The sequence below is a fragment of the Corynebacterium sp. HMSC056E09 genome (genome assembly GCF_001813425.1).
GTDB lineage: Bacteria > Actinomycetota > Actinomycetes > Mycobacteriales > Mycobacteriaceae > Corynebacterium > Corynebacterium hesseae.
The window spans coordinates 1-455 of sequence record NZ_KV812494.1 but is presented as its reverse complement, the minus strand read 5'-3'; the positions used below and the strand labels follow the sequence as shown (position 1 = coordinate 455).

Here is a 455-nt window from a genome sequence, read left to right as displayed (position 1 = left end):
GGCTTAAGGGACATTTCGTGTGGATTTGCGGCGTGTCGCACTAAGGGACATTTCGTGTGGATTTAGGAGCGTCCGGCCCAGCCTTTTCTTATGCCTAAGCTGGGGTTCCACTCGTTGTCGATATGGGTGTCGAATGTGGCAGGTCGCCCGTCTGGGTGGCCGCGTCGTGTGAGCTCTTCTTTCGTCTAGGCCGCGTATGCCGCTTCTCCCCATTGCGTCCAAACTCTTGATGCCTGGCTAGGTCCAGTGGATGTACAGGGGCTTCGGTGCGGACGTCACCATAGGAATTGACCTAACCGCTCCAGCCGCGGCTTACCTACCACAGACCTAGGACTATCCGGTGTTGATTTCACCGATCAGGCTGTTGGAACCAATTTAGAATCAAGATCACTGCATTATCCCAGGCTGCCCCGGGAATCCGTATCGATTTATCCACACGAAATGTCCCTTAAGCC

At 54.7% G+C, this 455-nt stretch carries 1 pseudogene; it reads right to left on the bottom strand.

Features of this window, described 5'->3' with window-relative positions:
* Nucleotides 1-62: 62 nt before the first annotated feature.
* A pseudogene (locus tag HMPREF2912_RS12670) lies at nt 63-268 on the bottom strand (IS256 family transposase); the annotation flags it as partial.
* Between the last annotated feature and the right edge of the window lie 187 nt (nt 269-455).